Origin of the sequence: Pseudomonas sp. Ant30-3 (assembly GCF_000690905.1) — a bacterium.
GTDB lineage: Bacteria > Pseudomonadota > Gammaproteobacteria > Pseudomonadales > Pseudomonadaceae > Aquipseudomonas.
On record NZ_JMCL01000113.1, the window covers coordinates 1 to 7,697 of the forward strand.

General features: G+C 61.1%; 5 protein-coding genes and 1 pseudogene. 3 read left to right on the forward strand and 3 right to left on the reverse strand.

Going from position 1 to position 7,697, the window contains the following annotated elements; genetic code table 11:
- Together DU29_RS0124890 and DU29_RS0124895 are read left to right on the forward strand one after the other, a co-directional pair.
- Window positions 1-2,134: TonB-dependent siderophore receptor (locus DU29_RS0124890; RefSeq protein WP_028624149.1), on the forward strand; the 2,134-nt coding region annotated here is incomplete at its 5' end.
- A gap of 124 nt (window positions 2,135-2,258) precedes the next feature.
- The gene (locus DU29_RS0124895) at window positions 2,259-3,386 is read left to right on the forward strand and encodes a GGDEF domain-containing protein (RefSeq protein ID WP_050483173.1); all 1,128 of its coding nucleotides are present in this window, start codon (window positions 2,259-2,261) and stop codon (window positions 3,384-3,386) included.
- 278 nt (window positions 3,387-3,664) lie between these two features.
- Here DU29_RS0124895 and DU29_RS0124900 read toward each other — a convergent pair whose 3' ends face one another.
- Window positions 3,665-4,558 (reverse strand): LysR family transcriptional regulator, encoded by an 894-nt coding sequence (locus DU29_RS0124900; RefSeq protein ID WP_028624151.1) that lies wholly within the window; start codon window positions 4,556-4,558, stop codon window positions 3,665-3,667.
- Between the two features lie 104 nt (window positions 4,559-4,662).
- Here DU29_RS0124900 and DU29_RS0124905 point away from each other — a divergent pair, with 104 nt between their 5' ends.
- On the forward strand, window positions 4,663-5,139 hold the full coding sequence (locus tag DU29_RS0124905; RefSeq protein WP_081832541.1) for a (R)-mandelonitrile lyase: 477 nt from the start codon (window positions 4,663-4,665) through the stop codon (window positions 5,137-5,139).
- Between the two features lie 168 nt (window positions 5,140-5,307).
- On the opposite strand, the gene paoC is transcribed toward DU29_RS0124905, so the two are convergent.
- The gene (gene paoC / locus DU29_RS0124910) at window positions 5,308-7,506 is read right to left on the reverse strand and encodes an aldehyde oxidoreductase molybdenum-binding subunit PaoC (RefSeq protein ID WP_028624153.1); all 2,199 of its coding nucleotides are present in this window, start codon (window positions 7,504-7,506) and stop codon (window positions 5,308-5,310) included.
- Window positions 7,503-7,697, reverse strand: a pseudogene (locus tag DU29_RS0124915) (FAD binding domain-containing protein); the annotation flags it as partial. The pseudogene DU29_RS0124915 and the gene paoC, both read right to left, overlap by 4 nt.

Here is a 7,697-nt window from a genome sequence, read left to right on the forward strand (position 1 = left end):
GGAATTGCAAGCCACCAACATCAACGGCGGTTACCAAAGCGAAAGCCCGACCGGCCCGGTGGACGGTTACGTCGCCACGCGCTCGTTGTCGGCGACCAAAACCGACACGCCGCTGAACGAAACGCCGCAGTCGATTTCCGTGGTCACCAAGGACCAAATGCGTGCCCAAGGCGCGGAAAGTCTCAACCAGATTCTGCGCTACACCGCCGCTGTGGTCCCGGAAACCCGTGGCTCAACGGCATCGCGCCTGGACCAGATGACCATCCGAGGCTTTTCCCCGGCGGTGTACCTCGACGGCCTGCGCATGCCCGGCAGCCGCGATGCCTCGCCACAAAAAGACGCCTTCGACCTTGAGCGCGTCGACATTCTTCGCGGCCCTTCGTCGGTCCTTTACGGTCAGGCCAGCCCAAGCGGCGTAGTCAACATGGTCAGCAAGCGGCCGCTGGACACGCCGTTCCATGAGATCGGCGTCGAGTACGGCACCTTCGACAAGAAGCGCACGACGTTCGACCTTAGCGGACCGATCGACGATCAAGGCATCTACTCCTACCGCCTCGCCGGCCTGTATGACGAAGCCGACGGCCAGCTCGAACACACCGAAACCCAGCGCCAGTCGATCTCTTCCGCGTTCACCTGGCGGCCGAATGCCGACACTTCGCTGACCTTGCTCGGGCATTTCCAGAAGGACCCAAAAGCTGCTTCGTACGGTTCGACGCCCGCGTGGGGTTCGGTGCTGGACAGCCCGCTTGGGCGTGATATCGATGTCGATTTCTACGACGGCGAAAAAGATTTCGAGAAGAGTGACCGCGAGTATTTCTCCCTCGGTTATCTGTTCGAGCATCACCTCAACGACGTCTGGACCTTGCGCCAAAACGCTCGCTATCTGCGCAGCGAAGGCGATTACCGCAGCCTCTACAACAGCAACCTGATGGCGGATTACCGCACATCGAGACGCTCGACCATCGCCGCCGACGTCAATCTCGAGTCGTACACCCTGGATAACCAGGCGCAGGCCAAATTCGACACCGGTCCGTTGCAGCACACGCTGCTGTTCGGTGGCGATTATCAGAACACTAGCACCTACACAAAATCCGGTTTTGGTGCTGGCCCGAATCTGGACATCTTCGAGCCGGTCTATGGCGTGCCGGTCACCACGACGGCGTTTCAAAGCGATGGCACACAACGCAACCAGCAGAAGGGTCTGTACCTGCAAGACCAGATCAAATGGGACAAGTGGGTGTTGCTGATGGGTGGCCGTTACGATTGGGCCGACAATAACAACAGCACCGTGAACCTGCGCACCAACGTCAAGAGCAAGTCCTCGCTGGACAGCGAAGCGTTCACCGGGCGCGTCGGCCTGGTGTACCTGTTCGATAACGGCCTATCGCCTTACGTCAGCTACTCGGAGTCGTTCGAGCCGCAATCGGGCACCGGTTTTGGCGGCTCGGTGTTCAAGCCTACCGAAGGCAAACAGTACGAGATCGGCATCAAGTATCAGCCGCCGGGCAGCAACAGCTTTATCACCGCGTCGATCTTCGACCTGCGTCAGAGCAACGTGCCGACGCTTGATCCGGATCCGACTCATATCTGCGGCGCGGGGCGTTGCCAGGAGCAGTCCGGTGAAGTGCAGTCCCGTGGTTTCGAGCTGGAAGGCAAGGCCAGCCTCAACGACAACCTCGACATCACCGCCGCTTACGCCTATCTGGACAACCGCATCACTAAATCCAACAGCACCGTCAGCTACGCGCCGCTGAGCGACATCGCAGTCGGCCCGGCCGTTTCCGCCGAGGGCACGACCACTTATGGCGTGCCGCGGCACACGGCCTCGGCATGGGCTGACTACACGTTCCACGACGGCGTCGCCAAAGGCTTTGGCGTCGGTGCCGGGGCGCGTTACATAGGCTCGTCCTGGGGCGATACCGCCAACACCTTGAAAGTGCCGGGCTACACGCTGTTCGATGCCTCGGTGCATTACGACATCCCGGGCATCAATAGCCTCAAGGACAACCTTCGCCTGGCGGTCAACGCGAGCAACCTTGCCAACAAGGAATACGTGGCGTCCTGCTTTTCGTATTCGTGGTGCTGGTACGGCGCGCAGCGCACGGTTCAGGCGAGCGCGACTTATCAGTGGTAATGCGCAAACGCACCGCCGGCCAGAGCCTTTGATGCGCTAGCGCGATGCGCTTGTCCCTGTCGCCATTGATCGCTGCGACTGCCACAATAGTGGTTTGTCGCAGCGGCTCGATCAGGCGGATCAAATGGGTGACCAGGGATTTCGGTACGACCAGCAAATGTTTATCGCACAGCAGGTCCGCAGCGACCGGTTGCATCAGCTTTTCCATCAATCATTCTCCGCAGTATTCGGCAGTTTTCTCGCTGCGGTGATGCTGTGCTGGGTGTGCTGGGACCGCTTCGATCATCGAGTGATCACGTGGTGGCTGGCGATTCTGACGGGATCAGCACTGTTGCGCCTGTTGATGTTCGCGCTGTATTTCCGTCGCGGCGCCGGGGGGCCGGATCCGCAGCGGTGGGAACGAATCTACTGGATCACGCTGGTCCTTTCCGCCGGCATCTGGGGTGCCGGTGCGCTGGCACTGATGCCGCCAGATGATTTGTTGGCGCAGGCGCTGGTAATGTTGTTTACCGTTGGCATGTCGGTCAGCGCGGTGTCGCGTTACTCGGCGTATCGGTACATGACGCTGGTGTCGATCGGGCTGGTGCTGTTTCCGTGTACGTTCTGGCTGTTGTTCCAGCCGTCCCCCCTTCAGTTCGGTATAGCTGTGGCCGTGCTGGTTTTCACTTCGTTTGTGGCCAGCGCGACGCGCAAAATGTCCGACGCATTGGAAACCGCTTTTCGTTTGACCCGCGAAATGGAGCTCGCCCATCGCTTGTCCCTGCACGCCGCGCAGACGGATGAACTCACCGGCCTGAAGAACCGCCGGGCGTTTTTTGCCGAGGCGTACTTGCTGTTCAACCACTGCAAAAACAATCGCGTGCCGTTGTGCGCGGTGATGCTGGACATGGACCACTTCAAGCAGATCAACGATTCCTACGGGCATCAGGCCGGCGATCAGGTGTTGCGGCAGATGGGCGTGCTGATCGGCCAGTGCTTTCGCGAGGCTGACGTTTCCGGTCGAATGGGAGGGGAGGAGTTTGCGGTGCTGTTGCCCAATACCTCGATCGACCTCGCCACGGCCATCGCCGAACAACTGACGCGTTCCATTTCTGCCCTCATGACCGGGCCGGTGCACCGCATTACCGCCAGCCTTGGCGTGGCGGCGATGGAGGTCAATGACAATGACCTGCATAGCTTGCTGAACAACGCGGACAGGGCGTTATACCGGGCGAAAGCGCGCGGGCGTAATCAGGTGGCGGTGGCGGAGTGAGGGCGTTCTGAGGTTCTTGTGGTGTGAGGGTTGGCCTCATCGCGAGCAAGCTCTGCTCCCACAAGTTTTTGTTTTGTATGCAAGGTTCGGGATCGCCCGCGATGGCGGCAGGTCAGTCGACATTGATGTTGAATGTGCCGGCCTCATCGCGAGCAAGCTCAGCTCCCACAGGTTTTTGTTTTGTACGCAAGGTTCGGGATCGCCGCAATCCTGTGGGAGCGGGCTTGCCCGCGATGACGGTAGCGAACCCGCCGCCTGCCAAACCTGACACCGCGCAATCACCCCCGATACCGCACCGCCTCCAGAAACAACGCAAACGCCGGCGATGCCTGACGCCGGCTCGGGTAGTACAAATGAAACCCGGTAAACGGCGCGCACCAGTCATCCAGCACCGCCACCAAACGTCCGTCCTCAATGTACGGCGCCACCATATCTTCCGGGATGTAACTCAAGCCGAAGCCGTCAAGCGCCGCCTGCAACAACTGATACACGCCATTGAATGTGACTTGCCCCGACACCCGCACGTTCAGGCTTTCCTGATCCTTTTTGAACTCCCACGTGTACAGTCCGCCATTGGTGGGCAAGCGCAAATTGTTGCACGCATGTCCGGTCAGGTCTCGCGGGGTCAGCGGCTGAATACGATCGGTGAAATACGCCGGTGAACCCACCACCAGCATGCGCATGTCCGCCCCGATGCGGGTGGCGATCATGCCTTGCGCAACGTCCTCACCGAGGCGCACACCGGCGTCAAAACCCTGTGCGGCGATATCGACAAAACCGTAATCGCAGCACACCTCCACGGAGATGTCCGGGTACTGCGCCAGGAACGGTTTCAGCACCGGCCACAGGATGTATTCCAGCGCATGGTCCATCGCATTGATGCGGATATTGCCGGCCGGCGTGTCGCGCAAATCGCTCAGCGCCGCCAGCTCGATCTCGATCTCTTCGAAGTGCGGGCCGATTTTTTCCAGCATGCGCTGGCCTGCTTCGGTTGGCGATACGCTGCGCGTGGTCCGTGTCAGCAGGCGCAAGCCCAGTCGCGCTTCCAGGCCACGGATGGTATGGCTCAGCGCCGATTGGGAAACGCCGAGCCTGGCAGCCGCCTTGGTGAAACTGCGGGCGCGCGCTACTGCCAGAAAGGCCAGCAGGTCATTGGCATTTTGCCGAAGCATTCATGAGTCTCCCTCATAGGTCTAAACCGATTCTAGTGGCTTATCAGTTGAGCGCGTCATCGTTAAATTAAAAGTGAGTACCCACAACGCCATCGAGAACAGCCATGAACAACCTTGCAGCCTCCGCGCTCTCGCTTTCACTCCTGGCCTTTGATGCCCACGCTCAGGAGACCCCGATGCTGACCGTCACCCCAAACGGCTCCCAACCCTCGGCCAAAGGCCCGGCAGATTATTTCACCGGCAGCGTGCGCGTTGATGCGCCGTTCAAAGGTACCGAGCCGGCGCGGGTCAGTGGCGCCACAGTCACCTTCGAACCGGGCGCTCGCACCGCGTGGCACACCCATCCGCTGGGCCAGACGCTGATCGTCACGGCCGGTTCGGGTTGGGTGCAGGAATTCGGGCAACCGGTGAAAGCGATCAAGTCGGGCGACACTGTGTGGATTGCGCCGAAGGTCAAGCATTGGCACGGCGCCACCGCGACCACCGCCATGAGCCACATCGCTATCGCCGAAGCACTCGATGGCAAAGTCGTTGAATGGATGGAACAGGTCAGCGCCGAGCAATATCCCGCCGCGCAATGACCTGACCGGATTACCTGAGGGAGCAGAGCTTGCTTTGACCTGTGGGAGCAAAGCTTGCTCGCGAAGAACGATGATGCGGTCTCACTGACAGATTGCATCATCGTTCTTCGCGGGCAAGCCTTGCTCCCATAGGTGATCTGCGCAATTTTGCGATCGGATCAAGCCCCCTCAAATCATCTGCGGCAATTTATCCAGCATCTTGTCCAGCGTGATCGGATACTCGCGAACGCGGATCCCCGTCGCGTTGTAGATCGCATTGGCAATCGCCGCACTGACGCCGCACAGGCCCAATTCCCCAACCCCCTTGGCCTTCATCGGCGACGACACTGCGTCGGTCTCATCGAGGAAAATCACCTCTTGATGCGGAATGTCGGCATGCACCGGCACTTCATAGCTGGCCAGATCATGGTTGACGAAAAAGCCACGGCGCTTGTCCACCGCCAGTTCTTCCATCAACGCCGCACCGACGCCCATGGTCATCGCGCCGATCACCTGGCTGCGCGCCGACGTCGGGTTGAGGATCCGTCCCGCCGCGCACACCGCCAGCATCCGTCGCACCCGGGTTTCACCGGTCGCGCTGTCGACCGCCACTTCGACAAAATGCGCGCCGAAGGTCGACTGCTGAAACTTCTTGCTCAGCTCGGCAAACTCGATCGTGTCCTCGGCAACGATTTCCCCGGCCTGAGCCGCCTTACGCAGAGGGAAATTTTTGCCACCTGAACGCACTTCACCGTCGGCGAACACCGCGTCTTCTGCGCTGACGCCCAAGCGCTGGGCAACCGCCTCACGCAGTTTGACGCACGCCGCATACACACCCGCCGTCGAGCAGTTGGCCCCGAATTGGCCACCGGAACCGGCCGACACCGGAAAGCTCGAATCGCCCAGGCGCACGACCACTTGATCAAGCGGCACGCCCATCATTTCCGCCGCCGTCTGCCCGATGATCGTGTAGCTGCCGGTGCCGATATCAGTCATGTCGGTTTCCACCGTGACGATGCCCTGATCACTGAGGCGCACCCGCGCGCCGGATTTCATCAGCGCGTTATTGCGAAACGCCACGCCGACGCCCATTCCGATCAGCCAGCGCCCGTCGCGTTGCGTACCGGGTTGCGCATGACGTTTGTCCCAGCCGAAACGCTCGGCGCCGGTGCGCAGGCATTCCACCAGCTGGCGCTTGGAATACGGCCGAGCGGGGTTGGTCGGATCGACCTGAGTGTCGTTGAGGATGCGGAATTCGACCGGGTCGAGTTTGAGCTTTTCTGCCATCTCGTCCATGGCGATCTCCAGGGCCATCAAACCGGGCGTTTCACCTGGCGCGCGCATGGCGTTGCCTTCCGGCAGATCGAGGGTGGTCAGGCGCATTGTCACCAAACGGTTTTCACCCGCGTAGAGCATCTTGCTCGGTTGCGCGGCGCGCTCGACTTTGCCGCCGGGCAAATCGCCGGACCAGCCTTCGTGAGCCATCGCGGTGATCTTGCCGTCAGCGCTCGCGCCAATGCGAATGCGCTGGATCGTTGCCGGTCGGTGCGTCGAGTTGTTGATCATCAACGGCCGCGACAGCGCGACTTTTACCGGCCGCTTTGCCAGACGTGCACCGAGCGCGGCGAGCACCGCATCGGAGCGGATGAACAGCTTGCCGCCGAAGCCTCCGCCGATGTACGGCGAAATCAGCCGCACGTTCTGCTTCGGCATGCCAAGGGTGGTCGCCAGGTCAGTGACAGACCAATCGATCATCTGGTTCGAGGTCCACAACGTCAGTTTGTCGCCTTGCCACGCGGCCATCGAGGCGAACGGTTCCATCATCGCGTGGGCCTGATCGGGCGTGAAGTAAGTCTCGTCCAGCTGCACGGGCGCCGCCGCATAGGCTCCGGCGAAATCGCCGTGCACCGTATCGGCCATCTGGTCCTTGGCTTCGACGCCCGAGGCGCGCGAACTGGCAAGGTCGAAGGCGCCCTTGGCGATAACATAGGAGACGTTGACCAGTTCGGCGGCGGCGCGGGCCTGCTCGAATGTCTCGGCGATCACCAGTGCGACGGCCTGATGGTAGTGATCGATCTGCGGCCCGCCTAGCAGAGGCGCGGTGTTGTATTTGCCCTTGCCGAGTTTGCCGGCATTGGCGGCGGTGACGATGGCAATCACGCCCGGCGCGGACTCGGCCAGGGCCAGGTCCATCGAGGCGATGCGGCCCTTGGCGATGGCCGAGCCGACGACCGCACCGTAGGCCTGGTTCGCCGCAGCGTCGTGATGTTCATAGGCATAGGGGGCGTGGCCGGTGGTTTTCAGCGGGCCTTCGATGCGAGGTGTGGCCTTGCCGACCACCTTCATCTGATCGATCGGGTTGGTTGTGGCGGGCGTGTCGAATTTCATGCCTGAACCCTCGCTTGTGCTATCACCGAAGCGAGCGTGCGCTCGACCAGGGTCAGTTTGAATGCGTTTTGTTCGGTGGTTTTAGCGCCGGCGAGCAATTGTTCGGACACCGCCATGGCGCCCTTGGACATTGCCGCTTCAGCTGCTTCCACTCGCCACGGTTTGTGCGCAACACCGCCGAGAGCGACGCG

Coding starts and splice junctions, on each gene's coding strand:
- paoC (WP_028624153.1), bottom strand. CDS start 7,506: ATGAAATTCGACACGCCCGCCACAACCAACCCGATCGATCAGATGAAG.
- DU29_RS0124895 (WP_050483173.1), top strand. CDS start 2,259: ATGGGTGACCAGGGATTTCGGTACGACCAGCAAATGTTTATCGCACAG.
- DU29_RS0124905 (WP_081832541.1), top strand. CDS start 4,663: ATGAACAACCTTGCAGCCTCCGCGCTCTCGCTTTCACTCCTGGCCTTT.
- DU29_RS0124900 (WP_028624151.1), bottom strand. CDS start 4,558: ATGCTTCGGCAAAATGCCAATGACCTGCTGGCCTTTCTGGCAGTAGCG.